Source organism: Tsukamurella sp. PLM1 (assembly GCF_023168325.1).
Lineage (GTDB): Bacteria > Actinomycetota > Actinomycetes > Mycobacteriales > Mycobacteriaceae > Tsukamurella.
On record NZ_AP025688.1, the window covers coordinates 1657674 to 1674858 of the forward strand.

A 17185-nucleotide genomic window follows, 5' to 3' on the forward strand; every position below is an offset into this window, starting at 1 on the left:
AAGTGATCGACGAAACGCTCTTCGACGCCGAGGAGAAGATGGAGAAGGCCGTCTCGGTGGCCCGGGAGGACTTCCAGTCGATCCGCACCGGCCGTGCGAACCCGGCGATGTTCTCCAAGGTGGTCGTGGACTACTACGGCGCGCCGACGCCCATCACCCAGATCAGTTCGATCACGACGCCCGAGGCGCGGCTCGTGGTGATCAAGCCGTACGAGTCGAACCAGCTCGGGAACATCGAGACCGCCATCCGCAACTCCGACCTCGGCGTCAATCCCACCAACGACGGCCAGCTGATCCGCGTGGGCATCCCGCAGCTCACCGAGGAGCGGCGCAAGGACCTCGTCAAGCAGGTCAAGGGCAAGGGTGAGGACGCCAAGGTGTCGATCCGCAACGTGCGCCGCAAGGCGAACGACCAGCTCGCGAAGATCGTCAAGGACGGCGACGCCGGCGAGGACGAGGTCGCACGCGCCGAGAAGGAGCTCGACAAGACGACGGCCAAGTACGTCGCCCAGATCGAGGACCTCGTGGCGCGCAAGGAAGCCGATCTGATGGAGGTCTAGCCGTGCCGGATTCCCCCGAGCCGGTCGGCACCGGCGGCGCCGCGGCGGCACCGTCGGATACCGGGAAACGGAAGATCAGCGCCGGGCGCAACCTCCCGGCGGCGATCGGCGTGGGCGTGAGCCTGGGCGCGATGATCGTGGCGATCCTGTTCTTCGCGTCGCACCTGTGGGTGCCGCTGGTGGCCATCGCCATCGCCGCGGCCACGTGGGAGGTGGTCAAGCGGTTCCGCGCCGCGGGCACGAACCTGGAGCTGTGGCCGATGCTGATCGGCGGCCAGGCAATGATCTGGCTGAGCTGGCCGTTGGGCACCGAGGGGGTGCTGGCGGCGTTCGTCGCCACGGTGCTGGTGGCGATCGTCTGGCGGCTGCTGGGGCACCGCCACACGGCGGCGCCGAACTCCTTCACCCGGGACATCTCCACATCGGTCTTCGTCCTGGCGTGGGTGCCCCTGTTCGCGACCTTCGGCGCCATGCTGGTGCTTCCCGACAACCGCGGCCCGCAGCGCGTGGCGGCCCTGATCATCCTCGTGGTGTGCTCGGACGTGGGCGGTTACGCCGCGGGCGTGCTGTTCGGCAAGCACCCGATGGTGCCCGCCATCAGCCCGAAGAAGTCCTGGGAGGGCTTCGCCGGCTCCATGGTGGCCGGGGCGATCGGTGCGGTGCTCGTGTTGAAGTTCCTGCTGGACGTCAATCCCGTGTGGGGCCTGCTGCTGGGGCCGGTCGTGGTGATCACGGCGACCCTCGGTGATCTGCTCGAGTCGCAGGTCAAGCGGGACCTCGGCATCAAGGACATGGGTACGCTGCTGCCCGGGCACGGCGGTCTGATGGACCGCCTGGATTCGCTGCTTCCGAGCGCGGTGGTGGTGTGGGCCGCGCTCACCGCGTTGATGCCCGCCTGATCACCTCGCGCAGCGGCCGCGGGGTGATGCCCTCGCGTCGCCGCGCCTTCTTGCGCGTCACGAGAACGCCGAGCAGCGCGATCGCCCAGAGCGGGTACTGCGCCAGCCAGGCGGCCCGGAACCCGTCGAAGGTCAGGCCGGCTCCCGCGTCCATGATCGACCCCATCGCCTGGATGAGGACCAGGCTGGCAAGGAAGCCGCCGATGTTCACCATGCCCTGCGCGGTGCCCAGCACGCGGGTCGTGTTGAACGAGCGGGCGTAGTCGAAGCCGATCGCGGAACTCGGGCCGCCGACGGCGATCACCAGGACCAGCAGCGAGAGCAGCCACACCGGCGACGGCTCGTCGCGCAGCAGCACGATCGTCCACAACGCCGCGCTCGCCAGGATGATCGCGATCACCATCCACGAGCGGCGCACCGGGAACCGGCCGGTGAGGAAGCCGATGACCGGCCCGGCCGCCAGCGTCGCGAGCACGCCGAAACTGACGACGCCGCCGGCGGCGCCGGACGAGAGCCCCTGGGCGGTCGTGAGGTACGGGACGCCCCACATCAGCATGAAGGCGGTCACCGAGAACATCGTGCCCATGTGCGTGAAGAAGCCCAGCCGGGTGCCGGGGTGCATCCAGGTCGTGCGGAGGATCTGCGGGATGTCGCGCACGCGGACGGTGATCGTGGGCGCGGTCCGGCCGGGCGGAGCGTCGCGCACCGTCGACAGGACGGCGAGCGCGGCGAACACGCCGAGCGCAGCCGCGGACGCGTACGCGCTGCTCCACCCGGTGCCGTGCAGGAGCGCGGCGAACGGCACCGCCGAGAGGACCTGGCCGAGCTGGCCGGTCATGCCCGTGAGCTGGGTGACGAGCGGGATGCGCCGCACCGGGAACCACGCCGGCACCAGGCGCAGCACCGAGACGAAGGTCAGCGCGTCGCCGCTGCCCACCAGCACCCGGCCGGCGATGGCGATGGGCAGGCTCTCGGTCATCGCGAGAGCGAACTGGCCGACCGCCATCACCACCGCGCCGGTGACGATCAGACGGCGCGACCCGAACCGGTCGAGCAGGAGGCCTGCAGGATCTGCATGCCCGCGTACACGACGAGTTGGAGCACGACGAACGCGGCCAGCGCGGCCGGCGCCGCGCCGAACCGCTCGCCGGCCTCGGCGCTCGAGACGCCGAACGACGTCCGCTGCAGGATCGCGACCACGTACGCCGACGTCGCGACCGACCAGACGACCCACGCCCGCATGGTGCCCCTCGTTCTCCTAGCCCGACGGTGCGCCGCACGCGCCCGGGTGGGCTGATGCGACCAGGACTGCGACGGTCAGCCGCGCATCTTCTTGGCCGCGCGCCGCAACTGGAAGATTCGCAGCCCACCGGCCAGCCCGACCGTGAGCGCGCCGAGGATCGCGGCGATCAGCAGCGAGACACCGAGCGGCAGGTTCGCCTCCCAGAACAGCAGGCTGATCTGCGTGTTCGACTGGTTCTGGACGATGAACGCCAGCAGCACGAGCAGGACCACGGCCCCCGCGACGAGGCCGGACCACAGAGAGGCGGACCGGGTGTGCCTGACCTCGTCGTACGCGTCGCGCGTTCCACCGGGGACTGGGGGTGCCGGTGCGGGCGCCGGCACGAGATCGGTCGCGTCCTCGGTCTCGGGGACCGCGAACTCCTGCTGCTCTTCGCTGTCCCGAACGGGGTCTTCGTGCTTCGCCATGGCGCATATCCTGCCATCTCGCGACCACCCGCGACACCGGAGCGGCCGCCGGAACCCGGCGTGGTCGGCGGATTGACGGTGACGTGGGAGGATAGAGGGGTTATGAGCACTTCTCTGCCCCTGGTATTCGACGCGCCCAAGCGCGGCAAGCCCCCACGCCACCTGGCCGACCTCACCGACGCCGAGCTGCAGCAGGCCGTCGTCGACCTCGGTCTGCCCAAGTTCCGTGCGAACCAGCTGGCGCGGCACTACTACGGCCGGCTGGAGGCCGACGCGGCGACCATGACCGACCTGCCCGCGGGAGCGCGGGGCACCGTCGGGGAAGCGCTACTGCCCGAACTGATGGCGCCCGTGCGGCACATCGCCACCGACAGCGGCACCACCCGCAAGACGCTGTGGCGCCTGCACGACGGCACCCTCCTGGAGTCGGTGCTCATGCGGTACACCGACCGCGCGACGTTGTGCATTTCCAGCCAGGCCGGCTGCGGCATGGCCTGCCCGTTCTGCGCGACCGGGCAGGGCGGCCTCGACCGGAACCTGTCGACCGCCGAGATCGTGGACCAGGTGCGCAGCGCGGCCCGGGCCATGCAGGACGGCGACGTCGCGGGCGGCCCGGGCCGGCTGTCGAACGTCGTCTTCATGGGCATGGGGGAGCCGCTCGCCAATTACAAACGCGTGGTGCAGGCTGTACGTCGGATCACGTCGCCCGCGCCCGAGGGCCTGGGGATCTCGCAGCGGCACGTCACCGTCAGCACCGTGGGCCTCGCGCCCGCCATCCGGAAGCTGGCCGACGAGGGCCTGTCGGTGACGCTCGCCGTCTCGCTGCACACCCCCGACGACGAGCTGCGCGACACGCTGGTGCCTGTGAACAACCGCTGGAGCGTGGCAGAGGTGCTGGACGCGGCGCGCTACTACGCCGACACCACGGGGCGGCGCGTGTCGATCGAGTACGCGCTGATCCGCGATGTGAACGATCAGCCGTGGCGCGCCGACATGCTGGGCGAGAAGCTGCGGAAGAAGCTCGGCCAGTTCGCGCACGTGAACCTGATCCCGCTCAACCCCACGCCGGGGAGCGAATGGGATGCGTCGCCGAAGGACCGGCAGGAGGAGTTCGTGCGACGCGTGATCGCGCAGGGCGTCTCGTGCACCGTGCGCGATACCCGCGGCCAGGAGATCGCGGCGGCCTGCGGTCAGCTGGCCGCCGAGGAGAAGTAGCTCAGTACTTCCACTTCTTGCGGCGGTTGACCAGCCACTGGACGAGGATGACGGCCAGGATCACGATGGCGAAGCCGAGTAGGAAGATGTCCTCGGTCTTGCCGGTGTGGTTGCCGTGCGTCATGAACAGCAGCAGGGCGGCGAAGAGGACGCCGCTGATCCGGGCGGCGGTGGGGGCGGTGCCGTGCCAGCCCCAATCGCGCGACGGGGCGTCGGCCAGGTCGACCTTCGAAGTGCTGGTCTGACGCTCCAGGTCGGTGGTTGCCACCGCCTTCTCCTTCGTCGCTTCCATCAGCTGCGCACCGGGCGCCGCCCGGGATACGGATGAATCCTATCCCGCTACGACCGTGCGTCGTACGAGGGGCGGGAATTCCTGGGTAGCGTGGCGCGGGTGATCTTCCATCTGGCTCTCGTGACCGACTGGGACGCCGCGCGGGCGACCGGCGAATACGCCGTCTCCACTCGCGGCGCATCGCTCGCCGACGTCGGCTTCGTCCATTGCTCCACCGACGAACAGTGGCGGGGCGTGCGGGAGCGGTTCTACGCAGACGTCCCGGCCGCGGACCTCGTCCTACTCTCGATCGATCTGACGGGGCTGGACGTGCGGTACGAGCCGCCAGCGCCGGGCGTGGACGAGTTGTTTCCGCACGTCTACGGCCCGATCCCGGTGTCCGCAGTGGTCGGCGCCGAGGCCGTGTCGCCGGAGTGATCTCGACATAGACTCGGGTAGAGAACCTGTCAGACCGAGGATCAACTGTCACCGCCACGAGGGGAGGTGCCGAAATGGCTCAGCCGACGTACTCGTTCCCCGACTACTGGAGCGAGGCCGACCTGGACGGGCTGCCGGACGACGGGCACCGCTACGAGATCGTGGACGGGAGTCTGCTCATGACGCCACCGCCGTCACAGGGACATCAGAGCATCGGCGGAAATCTCTTCATGGCGTTGCGACTCGCGATGCCGAATGGTTTTCGTGCGCTGTATGAGATCGGCGTGCGAGTGCCGGGCGGCAACTTCATCCCCGACATCGTGGTCCTGAGACCGGGCAGTTCCCCGAACGTGGAGTGGAGCGAAGCCGAGGATGTCGCCCTCGTGGTCGAGATCGCGTCGAAGTCCACGCGGGTCACGGACCGCACCCTCAAGGCGGCGAAGTACGCGGAGGCGGGTATCCCGACCTACTGGCGTGTCGACGCCGACGGCACGGTCACGATCCACACCGGGCCTGCCGCCGACGAGTACACGCGGTCCTCCACGATCCGCCCGGGGATCGGGTGCTCGTCGAGCAGCCGTTCCCGGTCGAGGTGGTACCCGCCGACCTGGTGGAATGACGGCCGTATCCCGTCAGGCACCGGCGTACTCGACGACGTAGGTGCCCCAGCCGAGCGGCGCGATGCGATGCGTGCCGTCGCCCGCGAGCGCGGCGAGCTCCTCGGCCGTCCGTAGTCCGCCGCCGTACAGGCAGAGGTTGCGCAGGTCTTCCTCGGTCTCGTGGTCGTCGGTGGTGCCGGGGTCGAGCACGTTCCCGACGAACACCACGCGGTCGGCGCTGCCGCGCAGGGTGGTGACCAGCAGTTCGGCGTCGGCGTCCGGGAGCGTCTGCAGGACGTCGATGCCCACCACGAGGTCGTAGCGCTGCGGCAGCGGGGCGAAGACGGTGCCCGGCGCCGCCGTCACGCGGTCGCGGCGCTCGGACGCGACCACCGCGATCTCCCGCTCGACGGTGCTGGGCATGCCGACGATCGTCACGCGCACGTCGGGGAGTAGGCGCGCCAGGTTATCGGCGTAGACCCCCGCCCCGTCGCCGAAGATCGCGACCGAGCGCACGGCGTCGAAGTCCACGGCCTCGGGCAGGGCGGGCGCGCGGTAGGTGGCCCATCGGCTCGCGCCGGAATGCAGTTGCTCGGCGAGGTTCTCGTCGTCGGCGCGGACTCGGCGCACGTCGGAGCCCTCGAAGGGCACCGCGGCGCCCGTCCGGACCGCGTCGACCAGGTGCACGAAGGACAGGTCCAGGCGGGTGCGCGCCTGGTCGTGGTGCAGGCTGCCGGCGAGCAGCTCGTCGGGGTCGGTGAGCAGTTCGCCGCGGCCGGTCAGCGTGTAGCCGCCCTGCCCGACCGCGACGAAGCCCATCAGCGCCAGGTGGCGCAGCAGCTTGCCCGTCGCGCGGGCGTCGGTGCCGCACGCGGCGGCGATCGCGGCGGGCGTCGCCGCGCCGTCGTCGATCGCCGCGAACAGGCCGAGCGTGACGCCCGCGCGAACGGCGAAGGGCGGCAACAGCTCCGTCATCTCGTGGACCTCGGATGCCAGGTTCTCGTCCTGGCTGGTGTCCACCAGTTCATCGTCACCCTCCACCGTCGCGACGACGCGGTGACGCCAGTAGCCGGTGATCTCGACCCGGTCCTTGTCGAGGCCCTTGTCGTTCTTGGCCCATCGGCGCAGCGGCTTGATGCCCAGGGTCTCGCCCGCGACCCAGAGGAAGGGGCGCTCGCCGCGCCAGTCGACGGCCTGTACCGCCTCGACGAGGCGCGACGCGCCGTCCGCTTCGGAGCGGTAGAGCCACACGAACTCGACGTCGCCCTCGGTCGCGAGCTCCTGACGGTGGCCGGGTTCGGCCACTTCGATGACCGCGGTGGCCTTGAAGCCGGGCGGGAGGATCTCGACGGCGCGCCCGATCGCGGGCAGCGCGGTCTCGTCGCCCGCGAGCAGCAGCCAGTCGGTGTCGCGGGGGAGCGCGGCCGAGTGCTTCGGCCCGGCGATCAGCACCTTCGAACCGACCTCGACGCGGCGCGCCCAGGTGGCGGCGAGGCCGGTGCCGTGCAGGACGAAGTCGATGGTCATCTCGCGGGCCGCGGCGTCGATCTCGCGCACGGTGTAGGTCCGCGCGTGCTCGAACGAGCCGTCGGTCCAGTCCACGCGGCCCTGGTCGGTGTTCTTGGGCACCTCGAACGGGAACTCGCCGGTCTGCAGGTCGGGGAGGAGCACCTTGATGTCGTCATCGAACCCGGTGCTGCGGACCGGGGGAAGGTCGACGCCGTCGCGGACGTGCGCGTCCATCGCCGGGCCGCCGACCACGATGCGTCGCATGCCCGGCGTCACGTCGGACACCCGGAGCACGTCGAACTCGCGGAGGCAGATCGGGAACACCGCGCCGTCGCGGAGTGTGCTGGCCATCGTTGCCGTCCCTTTCGTCGGTTTACCGTGCAAGGCTAGCCTGCCCTGCCGAACCGGCGCCGACGGCGGACCGTCGGGCGGGGCGACGCGCCGATAGGCTGATCCCGTGACCACCCGCGTCCTCATCCTCGGCAGCACCGGCTCCATCGGCACCCAGGCCCTGGAGGTGATCGCCGAGAATCCGGACCGGTTCGAGGTGGTCGGGCTCGGCGCCGGCGGCGGCAACACGGAACTGCTGGCGCGGCAGGCGCGCGATCTCGGGCTCGACGGTGCGCGGATCGGCATCGCCGACGCCGCCCGCGCCGGCGGGTTCGACGGTGCGTTGACCGGCCCGGACGCCATGACCCGCCTCGTCGACACCGTCGACGCCGACGTGGTGCTCAACGGCGTCGTCGGCAGCCTGGGCCTCGGCCCGACGCTCGCCGCGCTCGACAGCGGCGCGCGGCTCGCGCTCGCGAACAAGGAGTCGCTGGTCGCGGGCGGAGCGCTGGTGCTGGCCCGCGCGCAGCCGGGCCAGATCGTGCCCGTGGACTCCGAGCACTCGGCGATCGCGCAGTGCCTGCGCGGCGGCACTGCGGCGGAGGTCGACCGGCTGATCCTGACGGCGTCGGGCGGCCCCTTCTTCGGCCGGACTCGCGCCGAGCTCGCCGACGTCACCCCCGAGCAGGCGGCGCAGCACCCGACGTGGTCGATGGGGCCGATGATCACGCTGAACTCCGCGACGCTGGTGAACAAGGCCCTCGAGGTGATCGAGGCGCACCTGCTGTTCGGCGTGCCGTACGACCGCATCGACGTGACGGTGCACCGGCAGTCGGTGGTGCACTCGATGGTCACCTTCGTCGACGGCGCGACCATCGCCAAGGCCTCGCCGCCGTCGATGAAGCTGCCGATCGCGCTGGCCCTGGGGTGGCCGGACCGGGTGCCGGGTGCGAGCACCGCCTGCGACTTCACGCAGGCGCACACCTGGACGTTCGCGCCCGTCGACGACGATGCGTTCCCTGCGATCTCCGTCGCCCGTGAGGCCGGCACCCGCGGCGGCAGCCTCACGGCCGTCTTCAACGCCGCCAACGAGGTGGTCGCGCAGGCGTTCCTCGACGGTCGCACGTCCTTCCTCGCCATCGTCGACACCGTCGCGCAGGTGGTGTCCGACGGTGCGCAGTGGCAGGCCGAGCCCCGCGACGTCGCGGATGTCCTGGCGGCGGAGGAGTGGGCGCGCGCCCGGGCGTCCGAGCTGGTCGGGCTCCTCTGAGCGCCCGGTATCCTGGAGTCCATGATGTACGCACTGGGTATCGCGGCGTTCGCGCTGTGCATCCTCGCGTCGATCGCGTGGCACGAGTGCGGGCACATGTGGGCGGCGCAGGCCACAGGCATGAAGGTCCGGCGCTACTTCATCGGCTTCGGGCCCACGGTCTGGTCCGTGCGCCGGCCGAAGGCCGAGGACGGCATCGAGTACGGCGTGAAGGCCCTGCCGCTGGGCGGGTTCTGCGACATCGCCGGAATGACGCTGCTCGATGAGCTGAAGACGCCCGTCGAGCGCGAGAAGGCGATGTACAAGCAGGCCGCGTGGAAGCGGCTGTTCGTGCTGTTCGCCGGCCCGGGTATGAACTTCATCCTGGGCGCCCTGCTGATCTACGGCGTCGCGATGACCGCCGGGCTACCGGCCATCGACACGCCCGCGAAGGCCGCGGTGTCCAGCACCGGATGCGTCGCACAGTCCACGACCAAGCCCACCAAGGAGACGCCGAGCGCTCCGATCGGCGAGTGCCTGCCCAGCCCGGCCGCGCAGGCCGGCCTGCAGCGCGGCGACGTGATCGCCTCTGTCAACGGCACGGCCGTCGACGCGGACAGCATCATCGACGCCCTGCAGAACTCGACCGGCTCCATCGCCCTCGGCATCGTCCGGGACGGGGCCGAGAGGACCGTCACCGTCGAACCGATCACGTCCCAGAAGTGGCGGGCGACGCCCGACGGGAAGGACCTGATGCAGGTCACCGGGCCCACGATCGGCATCGGTGTCGGCACCGTCCCGGTCACGAACCACTACAACGCGTTCACCGCGATCGGGGGCACCGCGGCGTTCACGTGGGACATGGGCGAGCGCACCGTGATCGCGATCGGTCAGCTGCCGCAGAAGATCCCGGCCCTCATCGACGCGATCAAGGGCGAGGAGCGCGGGCTCGACACCCCGCAGTCGCTCGTGGGGGCATCGATGATCGGCGGCGAGGTCGTCGAGCGCGACATGTGGAGCGTCTTCTTCCTGCTCCTCGCTGGACTCAACCTCATGCTCGGCCTGATCAACCTGCTGCCGGTACCGCCGTTCGACGGCGGCCACATGGCGGTGGTGATCTTCGAGAAGCTCCGCGACCTGGTCACCGGCCGCAAGGGCGGTCCCGTCGATTACATGAAGCTCGCGCCGCTGACGTACGTGGTCCTGGCGCTCGCCGGCGGGTACATGTTGCTCGTCCTCACAGCCGACATAGTCAATCCGATCAAGCTCTTCAACTAAAGATCTGGAGTAGCAGCGAATGTCCGTAGGTTTGGGAATGCCGGCAGCCCCGGTCCCCACGTTGGCCCCGCGCCGCAAGACCCGTCAGCTCAACGTGGGCGGCGTCGGTGTCGGCAGCGACCACCCGATCTCGGTGCAGTCCATGTGCACCACCAAGACGCACGACGTGAACGCGACGCTGCAGCAGATCGCCGAGCTCACGGCGTCGGGCTGCGACATCGTGCGCGTCGCCTGCCCCCGCCAGGAGGACGCCGACGCGCTGCCGATCATCGCCAAGAAGGCGAACATCCCGGTCATCGCCGATATCCACTTCCAGCCGAAGTACATCTTCGCCGCGATCGACGCCGGCTGCGCCGCGGTGCGCGTGAACCCCGGCAACATCAAGGAGTTCGACGGCCGCGTGGCGGAGGTCGCGAAGGCGGCGGGGGCCGCGGGCATCCCGATCCGCATCGGCGTCAACGCCGGTTCGCTCGACAAGCGGCTCATGGAGAAGTACGGCAAGGCCACGCCCGAGGCGCTGGTCGAGTCCGCCCTGTGGGAGGCGAGCCTGTTCGAGGAGCACGGCTTCGGTGACATCAAGATCTCCGTCAAGCACAACGACCCCGTGATCATGGTGGAGGCCTACCGGCAGCTGGCCGCGCAGTGCGACTACCCGCTGCACCTGGGTGTCACCGAGGCCGGTCCCGCGTTCCAGGGCACCATCAAGAGCGCGGTGGCGTTCGGTTCCCTCGGCCGACGGCATCGGCGACACGATCCGCGTCTCGCTGTCGGCGCCGCCCGCCGAGGAGATCAAGGTGGGCGACGCGATCTTGCAGTCGCTGAACCTGCGTCCGCGCAAGCTGGAGATCGTCTCGTGCCCGTCGTGTGGCCGCGCGCAGGTCGACGTGTACAAGCTGGCCAACGAGGTCACCGCGGGCCTCGAGGGCATGGAGGTGCCGCTGCGCGTCGCCGTCATGGGTTGCGTCGTCAACGGCCCCGGCGAGGCGCGCGAGGCAGACCTCGGCGTCGCCTCGGGCAACGGCAAGGGCCAGATCTTCGTCAAGGGCGAGGTGATCAAGACGGTCCCCGAGTCGAAGATCGTGGAGACGCTGATCGAAGAAGCGCTGCGGATCGCCGAGGAGTCGGGGGATAGTGAGAGCGGTGCGCCCGTCGTCACCGTGTCGTAGGTGCGGACGGCCGGCGCGCCGTCACGTCGCGTAGTCGAGAGGGGCCGCCGGTGCTCAAGATGCTGCACGAGCGGCCGGTCCCACCCGGGACCTGCCGAAGGTCCTGGCCGCTCTCGACGCCGACCCGGTGGCGACGTGCATGGTCGCCGGACGCGTGCAGGAGTGCGGCACCGACCCCGGATCGCTCGGCGGAGAACTGTGGACGCATCGCGGCGTGCCGACCTCGCTGTGTTTCTCCGGCGCGAACCTGATGCCGCTGCGCGGCGACGTGGACGACATGCGCTACTTCGCCGCCCGCGCCGCGCGGAACAACCGCACCGCGGCGTCCGTGGTGGGCCGGTCCGAGCTGGTGCTGCCGCTGTGGAGCGAGCTCGAACCGTCGTGGGGACCGGCGAGGGAGGTCCGGTCCGACCAGCCGCTCATGACGCTGGCCGAGGTCTCGCCGCACTCGCACGCGGGCGTGCGGCCCGCTCGGATGGCCGAACTGGATCGCTACCTCGACGCGTCGATCGCCATGTTCGAAGTCGAGGTCGGCATCGACCCCCGCGGCGCCGACGGTGGCCGGGCCTATCGGCGGCGCGTCGCCAACACGATCCTCGGCGGGCGCGCGTACGTCCTGTTCGACGGTGCCGAGGTCGCCTTCAAGGCCGAGGTCGGGGCCGTCTCACGCACCGTCGGGCAGATCCAGGGCGTGTGGGTGCGGCCCGACCTGCGGGGCGAGGGGCTCGGCGGGGCGGGCACCGCGGCCGTCGCCGAGGCGGTGCTGCGCAGCGGCCGGATCCCCAGCCTGTACGTGAACAGCTTCAACGTCGCGGCGCGCCGAGCGTACGAGCGGGTGGGGTTCCGCCAAGTGGCGACGTTCGCCACTGTTCTGCTTACCTAGACCGGTGAACACCTGGGGTACATCGCCGTCATCGCCCTGATGGTCGTCGGCCTGCTCGGGATCGTGGTCCCGCTGTTGCCGGGCAGCTCGCTGGTGGCGCTGGGAATCCTGATCTGGGCCGCCTTCACGGGCGGGAGCGCCTGGTGGGTGTTCGGCGCGGGGCTCGCATGCATGGTGGTCGCGTGGGCGATCAAGTACTACGTGGGCGGTCGCACCATGGCCAAGGCCGGAGTGGGGAAGTGGTCGCTGGTCGCCGGCGGGGTCGCCGGGATCGTGCTGTTCTTCCTGATCCCCGTCGTGGGCCTGGTGATCGGATTCATCGGCGGCACCTTCGCCGCGGAGGCGGTGCGGCTCGGCAACGCGAAGGCCGGCTGGCACGCGGCGCTGGCCGCCACCAAGGCGGCCGGCCTTCTCATCCTGATCGAGTTGGCCGGCGCGCTCGGCGCCATCGCGATCTGGCTCGGCTACATCCTGAGCTGACCGTTGGGGGTCGTGTGACAGATGGGCGGATCACCCTTGCCGTTTCACGGCAGGGCGATCCGTAGTGCTGCGCTGATCTTCTGCATCGTCTGGGGCGACAAGGTGCCCACGTTCTCGGTCAATTCGTCGTGGTAGAGCTGGACGAGGTCGTCGACAAGGACGAAGCCGACGAGTGGATCAGCGGTGGAGAGCGCCACGACTGTCGGTATGTGGGCGTTCTTGCCGGTCGTCGAGAGGCGCGCGGCGAGAACGGTGTCGAGATTCCGGTTCCGCGCGTTGTTGCTGACGATCACCCAGGGCTTCGCGCCGTAGCCGAGGTCGCTGCGGAACACCTGGCCGCGCATCGCGGTCACTGCCCCGCCTCACGTCGTCTGACGTACCGATCGCGGGCGGCCCGCCGCGCGGCATCGTTCTCCGACGTGTTGAACTCCTCGGCGAGTCGCACGTACCCGTCCTCGACCGCCTGCTCCTGAAGAGCCGCGGCTCCGGCCTGGAGGAGGACCCGGAGGCGGGAAGCCTCCGTCTTCACGTCGCCCGCACCGTGCGCGGCGGCCCATCGGCGCAACGCCTCCGCTGCGGGGGATCCGGCAGTCAAGAACGGGCTGATCGCGGCCTCGTCCGCGTCGCGGAGGATGAGGCTCACACGCTTGCTCATGTCCATGATTTTACACTCGATTCAGGCGTCCTTCTGTACGCATCCTGGGGTTCGAGGTGGGCGATCACACGACCGAGGCGCGCGGGAAGTGCGCCACTTCCTGCATGTATCCCCTGATCCTGGAGATGGCGCGCTTGCGGAACCGGTCCGTCGGGCGCAGGGCGACTCGCTGGGCCGGGTCGTACACCGTCCAGTTGAGAAGCGTGGCGACAGCGGTCGCGAGGTCGATGGCTTCGCTGAACGCCCGATCGGGGTCGGCCATGGCAACCGAAGCGAGAAGGCGAACGATCATGGTCCCCGAACTCCAGACCTCCAGTGTCAACCCGCGAACTTCGTCGACGAGGTGCGTGTCATCCACCACCACCAGGTCCAGATCCGGATACTCGACGGCGAACGAGGTCACCTTCGGCCAGACCTGCGGGTCGCCGGGATCGAAGAGCGAGAACTGGTTCGACGAAAGGTCGAACGCCGCGTCGTACTCGCGGTCGAGGTCGTACTCCTGATGCCGCGGCTCGATGATGAGCGCGTATTCGGTCGGCATCGGGCCCCGCACCTCATGTGTGTGCACATCGTGGCCGATCGCGACGATGGTGGAGACGGCGCCGTCCTGCCCTGTCGCGGTGACGTTGCCACTGACCCGATGCCCGGCGGGCGCGAGGAACTCCTTGATGAGGTACCGCAGCCAGGCTGCGGAGCGATAGAACTTCTCGCTGCCGTTCCACACGAGCGCCGTGCCCTGCTTGTTCGGAACCCAGTTGCACCAGTACCCCGGCATCGAGGGATCCTCGTGGCGTTCCTTCGAGAACGCCGCGAGCCGCTTGCGCTCCGCCGCGGACAGCAGCGGCACCACCTTGAACTCACCCTCGAATGTCGCGTCGTACCCCATCATTCCCCCCGATCGTCGTGTTCCCCTTACCAATTGGACGCACCATCCGGGTGATCGGTTCCGAGCAATAGGGTGGTCGCATGGATCCGAACGTCGCGGAGCTCTTCGATCTCACCGGCCGCACCGCCCTCGTCACGGGCGCGAGCTCGGGTATCGGGGCCGCCATCGCCGCCGCGCTCGACGGTGCCGGCGCCCGCGTCCTGCGCGCCGGTCGCGACCGCGGCAGACTCGGCCCGGACGGCATCAGCGCCGACCTCGCCGACGGTGCCGTCGGCCTCATCGCGCAGGTCGACGCGCGCCTGGCGGAGGCGGGCGGCACCGTCGACATCCTGGTCAACTGCGCGGGCAGCAATCCGCGCCCACCACTTGGCGAGATCGACGGCGCGCTGTACCGCGAGATCCTCGCGGTGAACCTCGACGCTCCGTTCGCCCTGGGCAGCACTACGGGCCGGGGATGGCCGAGCGGGGTTGGGGCCGGATCATCAACGTCGCGTCCACGCAGGCGCACCGCGCGTTCGGTAACAGCGGCGCGTACGGCGTCGCCAAGGCGGGCATCACCGGGCTCACCCGGTCGCAGTCGGAGGCCTGGGCGCCGCACGGGGTGACCGCGAACTCCGTCACCCCCGGGCTGGTCGCGACGCCCATGACCGCCGCGGTGCTCGCTGATCCCGAACGCGCTCAGTACTTCCGGAACCGGGCCCATACCGGCACGCTCGGCGCACCGTCGGACTTCGCAGCGGTCGCCGTGTTCCTCGCCGGCCCCGGCGCGCGGTTCGTGACCGGCCAGAACCTGTGCGTCGACGGTGGCCTCTCGGTCACCTGAGGCGCAGGGATCCCCCAATGTGCTCGAGGACCACGCCGGCGCCGGTGGCGCCGAACAGGTGCCCGACCGAGACGGACCCGTCGAGGCGCGCCGGTCACTTGCGCCTCAGTCTTCACAGGCCCGCGCGGCGTCCGGACGATGTCGGTGCCGCGCCGTAGCCTTGCCGCGTGGAGAAACTGCGGCCCGGCTGGTGGTGATCGTCGCCCTGATCACCGCGATGGTCGCGCCCTCGGCGTGCTCGCCCGCCGCTACCAACGGTCCGGGCCCCGTCACGGTGCGCTTCGGCGCAGCGCTCGCCGCCAAGGATCTCGACGGTGCCGCCCGGCTCACGACGACGCCGGAGGAGGCGAAGAAGGCGCTGCGGGCGGCGTTCGAGGGGTTGCAGGCCCGCGGCGTGGAGCTCAAGGTGGGCCAGGTCCGCACGACCGGTGCCACCAGCGAGGTCGAGTACGAGTACGTGTGGGACCTGCCCGCCGAGCAGGGGAGGTCCAGCCGGACCTGGGACTACCGCGGAACGCTGACCACGGTGCAGGAGAACGGTGAGTGGAAGGTGCGGTGGGCGCCGTCGGTACTGCACCCGCGCCTGGGCGCGAACCAGTCGATGGTGCTGCGTGCTCTGCCGGCGGCGAAGGCGCCGGTGAACTCGGCGTCGGGCGGAGCGATCCTGGTGCCCGGTGTGATCACGCGGATCCGGCTGGAGGCGTCGAAGGTCGCGGCCCCCACGACAGTGCTCGACGTCGCGGGCCAGCTCGTGCGGGCGCTGCAGCCGATCGTTCCGGACCTCGACCCGGTACGGATCACCGAGCAGGCCACATCGCTGCAGGCGCCGTACGTCGTGGCATCCGTCAACCAGGAGGACCTGCAGCGATTGGCGGGCGACGTGCGTGCGTTGCCCGGCGTCACGCTGGTCGAGCAGGCCGACATGGTGCCCACCGACCGCACTTTCGCGCCCGCGCTGATGTCGTCGATCAAGAAGAACGTGACGGGCGAGCTCGACGGCACGGACGGCTGGGAGGTGGTCGCGCAGGCCGATACGGGCGCCCGGGTGTCCACGCTGTCGTCGACCGCGCCGGAGCCGAAATCGGCCGTGAAGGTCAGCATCTCGCCGATCGCTCAGGCCGCCGCACAGGCGGCGGTGAACACCCGCCGCGACCGGCAGTCGATGATGGTGGTGATCCAGCCCTCCACCGGTTCCGTGCTGGCGGTCGCCCAGAATCCGGAGGCGGACAAGCTGGGTTCGCTCGCCACCTCGGGTCTGTACCCGCCGGGGTCGACGGGCAAGATCGTGACCGCCACCGCCGCGATAGAGGCGGGGATCGCGACTCCCGATACCATCGTCCCGTGCCCGGGCACCCTGACCATCGGCGAGCGGGAAGTGCCCAACTACAACCGTTTCTCCCTCGGTGACGTCACCATGCAGCGTGCGTTCGCGCGGTCGTGCAACACGAGTTTCGCGTTCCTCGGCGCCAAGCTGAAGCCCGAGGCTCTGCCCGATGCCGCGGCGCAGCTCGGCATCGGTCCCGACTACACGATCCCGGGCCTACCCGTCTCGTCCGGCCAGTACCCGCTGCCGAAGGCCATGGTCAACCAGGTCGAGGACAGCTTCGGCCAGGGCGAAGTGCTGGTCAGTCCGTTCGCAATGGCGCTCGCCGTCGCCGCCGTCGCGCACGGCGGCGCGGTCACCCCGCAGCTGCTCCTCGGCAAGCGGACGGAGGTCGAGGAGCGGCCGCCGCTCGATCCCCGCGCCGTCGACGGTGTGCGCGCGATGATGCGCGAGGTGGTCGCCTCCGGTACCGCCGAACTGATCCGGGGCGCGGGTGACGTCCTGGGCAAGACCGGTGAAGCGGAGGTCGACGGTGGCTCGCACGCCTGGTTCGTCGGCTACCGCGGCGACCTCGCGTTCGCCACGCTGGTGGTGCTGGGCGGAAGCTCCGACAACGCCGTGGCCGTCACCAAGGAGTTCTTCGACCGCTTCGACGCTCCCGTCGCCGCGGTACCCGGCTGATCCGGCATTCTCGTCGGCGTCGGCGGCACACCGGCGCGAGGTTCCCGCGGCGCTGGGCTGTTCCCGCGGTGGTGATTGCGTCCCGCGGTGCGCTGGTGAGGTTCCCGCGGTCAGCATTTCTTCCCGCGCCTGCCATGGTCGCCGCGGGAAGGACTGGCTGCAGCGGGAGTGAAGGACGCCGCGGGAAGGACCGACTGCAGCGGGAGTGAAGGACGCCGCGGGAAGGACC

The 17185-nt window shown here is 70.2% G+C and carries 16 protein-coding genes and 3 pseudogenes; 12 read left to right on the forward strand and 7 right to left on the reverse strand.

The window, feature by feature from the left end; translation table 11 throughout:
* Positions 1-2 precede the first annotated feature (2 nt).
* Both frr and MTP03_RS08610 read left to right on the forward strand, forming a co-directional pair.
* Positions 3-560, forward strand: a complete 558-nt coding sequence (gene frr, locus MTP03_RS08605; protein ID WP_248491585.1) for a ribosome recycling factor — start codon at positions 3-5, stop codon at positions 558-560.
* A gap of 2 nt (positions 561-562) precedes the next feature.
* On the forward strand, positions 563-1459 hold the full coding sequence (locus tag MTP03_RS08610) for a phosphatidate cytidylyltransferase (protein WP_371820924.1): 897 nt from the start codon (positions 563-565) through the stop codon (positions 1457-1459).
* Here MTP03_RS08610 and MTP03_RS08615 read toward each other — a convergent pair.
* Both MTP03_RS08615 and MTP03_RS08620 read right to left on the reverse strand, forming a co-directional pair.
* Positions 1437-2701: pseudogene (locus MTP03_RS08615) on the reverse strand (nitrate/nitrite transporter). The gene MTP03_RS08610 and the pseudogene MTP03_RS08615 sit on opposite strands and share 23 nt — an antisense overlap.
* Before the next feature lie 75 nt (positions 2702-2776).
* Positions 2777-3169: a lipopolysaccharide assembly LapA domain-containing protein gene (locus MTP03_RS08620; RefSeq protein WP_248491586.1), complete on the reverse strand. Its 393-nt coding sequence runs from the start codon at positions 3167-3169 to the stop codon at positions 2777-2779.
* A 102-nt stretch (positions 3170-3271) separates the two neighbouring features.
* On the opposite strand from MTP03_RS08620, the gene rlmN reads away from it, so the two are divergent.
* The gene (gene rlmN, locus MTP03_RS08625) at positions 3272-4384 is read left to right on the forward strand and encodes a 23S rRNA (adenine(2503)-C(2))-methyltransferase RlmN (protein ID WP_248491587.1); all 1113 of its coding nucleotides are present in this window, start codon (positions 3272-3274) and stop codon (positions 4382-4384) included.
* A 1-nt stretch (position 4385) separates the two neighbouring features.
* On the opposite strand, the gene MTP03_RS08630 is transcribed toward rlmN, so the two are convergent.
* Positions 4386-4652: a DUF2631 domain-containing protein gene (locus MTP03_RS08630; RefSeq protein WP_248491588.1), complete on the reverse strand. Its 267-nt coding sequence runs from the start codon at positions 4650-4652 to the stop codon at positions 4386-4388.
* Positions 4653-4775: 123 nt separating this feature from the next.
* Here MTP03_RS08630 and MTP03_RS08635 point away from each other — a divergent pair, with 123 nt between their 5' ends.
* Together MTP03_RS08635 and MTP03_RS08640 are read left to right on the forward strand one after the other, a co-directional pair.
* On the forward strand, positions 4776-5093 hold the full coding sequence (locus MTP03_RS08635) for a DUF952 domain-containing protein (protein ID WP_248491589.1): 318 nt from the start codon (positions 4776-4778) through the stop codon (positions 5091-5093).
* Between the two features lie 74 nt (positions 5094-5167).
* Positions 5168-5827, forward strand: a complete 660-nt coding sequence (locus MTP03_RS08640) for a Uma2 family endonuclease (RefSeq protein ID WP_248491590.1) — start codon at positions 5168-5170, stop codon at positions 5825-5827.
* On the opposite strand, the gene MTP03_RS08645 is transcribed toward MTP03_RS08640, so the two are convergent.
* Positions 5726-7552, reverse strand: coding sequence for a siderophore-interacting protein (locus MTP03_RS08645; RefSeq protein ID WP_248491591.1), 1827 nt, complete (start codon positions 7550-7552; stop codon positions 5726-5728). The two genes, MTP03_RS08640 and MTP03_RS08645, sit on opposite strands and share 102 nt — an antisense overlap.
* Positions 7553-7658: 106 nt before the next feature.
* On the opposite strand from MTP03_RS08645, the gene dxr reads away from it, so the two are divergent.
* From dxr to MTP03_RS08670, 5 genes and pseudogenes are all read left to right on the forward strand, one after another.
* The gene (gene dxr, locus MTP03_RS08650; protein ID WP_248491592.1) at positions 7659-8801 is read left to right on the forward strand and encodes a 1-deoxy-D-xylulose-5-phosphate reductoisomerase; all 1143 of its coding nucleotides are present in this window, start codon (positions 7659-7661) and stop codon (positions 8799-8801) included.
* A gap of 21 nt (positions 8802-8822) precedes the next feature.
* Positions 8823-10058, forward strand: a complete 1236-nt coding sequence (locus tag MTP03_RS08655; RefSeq protein WP_248491593.1) for an RIP metalloprotease — start codon at positions 8823-8825, stop codon at positions 10056-10058.
* Positions 10059-10077: 19 nt separating this feature from the next.
* Positions 10078-11224, forward strand: a pseudogene (gene ispG, locus MTP03_RS08660) (flavodoxin-dependent (E)-4-hydroxy-3-methylbut-2-enyl-diphosphate synthase).
* Positions 11225-11315: 91 nt separating this feature from the next.
* Positions 11316-12107, forward strand: coding sequence for a GNAT family N-acetyltransferase (locus tag MTP03_RS08665; protein WP_248492098.1), 792 nt, complete (start codon positions 11316-11318; stop codon positions 12105-12107).
* 39 nt (positions 12108-12146) lie between these two features.
* On the forward strand, positions 12147-12587 hold the full coding sequence (locus MTP03_RS08670; protein WP_248491594.1) for a DUF456 domain-containing protein: 441 nt from the start codon (positions 12147-12149) through the stop codon (positions 12585-12587).
* Positions 12588-12631: 44 nt separating this feature from the next.
* On the opposite strand, the gene MTP03_RS08675 is transcribed toward MTP03_RS08670, so the two are convergent.
* The 3 genes from MTP03_RS08675 to MTP03_RS08685 all read right to left on the reverse strand — a co-directional run bounded on the left by MTP03_RS08675 (position 12632) and on the right by MTP03_RS08685 (position 14131).
* Entirely contained in the window at positions 12632-12931 is a 300-nt protein-coding gene (locus MTP03_RS08675; RefSeq protein WP_248492099.1) for a type II toxin-antitoxin system PemK/MazF family toxin, read from the reverse strand.
* 5 nt (positions 12932-12936) lie between these two features.
* Positions 12937-13242: a hypothetical protein gene (locus MTP03_RS08680; protein WP_248491595.1), complete on the reverse strand. Its 306-nt coding sequence runs from the start codon at positions 13240-13242 to the stop codon at positions 12937-12939.
* A gap of 64 nt (positions 13243-13306) precedes the next feature.
* A complete protein-coding gene (locus MTP03_RS08685) occupies positions 13307-14131 on the reverse strand; it encodes a hypothetical protein (protein ID WP_248491596.1) in 825 nt (274 codons plus the stop codon).
* A 77-nt stretch (positions 14132-14208) separates the two neighbouring features.
* Here MTP03_RS08685 and MTP03_RS23545 point away from each other — a divergent pair.
* Together MTP03_RS23545 and MTP03_RS08695 are read left to right on the forward strand one after the other, a co-directional pair.
* Positions 14209-14951: pseudogene (locus MTP03_RS23545) on the forward strand (SDR family NAD(P)-dependent oxidoreductase).
* A 190-nt stretch (positions 14952-15141) separates the two neighbouring features.
* A complete protein-coding gene (locus MTP03_RS08695) occupies positions 15142-16956 on the forward strand; it encodes a penicillin-binding transpeptidase domain-containing protein (RefSeq protein ID WP_248491597.1) in 1815 nt (604 codons plus the stop codon).
* Positions 16957-17185: the final 229 nt, after the last annotated feature.